1 protein-coding gene is annotated in these 376 nt (G+C 58.2%); it reads left to right on the top strand.

Annotated elements, in window-relative coordinates; translation table 11 throughout:
• Nucleotides 1-35: 35 nt before the first annotated feature.
• A partial coding sequence (locus V8688_RS32100; RefSeq protein WP_342802392.1) for a transposase occupies nucleotides 36-376 on the top strand: 341 nt, incomplete at its 3' end.

Raw genomic sequence — 376 nt, 5'->3', positions numbered from 1 at the left:
CGAGGCCATAAGATGGAATGGAAAGGACCCATCATATGGCAATCGACAAGGAAATTTTGGATCAGTTGCTGGCAGGGCGTGATCCGCAGGCGTTATTTGCCAAGGACGGCTTGATCGACGAGTTGAAGAAGGCGCTTTCGGAGCGGATGCTGGCAGCGGAGCTTGACGATCATCTGGTATCGGAGGCGGAGGCGGCTGGCGGAAATCGGCGCAACGGCACGTCGCAGAAGACGATGCTGACCGGTACGTCGAGGGTGACGCTGGATATTCCGCGCGACCGATCGGGGACCTTCGATCCGAAGCTGATCACCAAATACCAGCGGCGCTTCCCGGACTTCGACGACAAGATCATCTCGATGTACGCGCGCGGCATGAC

The sequence above is a fragment of the Nocardia sp. No.11 genome, from assembly GCF_038752175.1.
GTDB classification, from domain to species: Bacteria; Actinomycetota; Actinomycetes; order Mycobacteriales; family Mycobacteriaceae; genus Nocardia; species Nocardia canadensis.
Note: the sequence above shows the minus strand (reverse complement) of the source record. Positions and strands in the feature narration are given on the sequence as shown.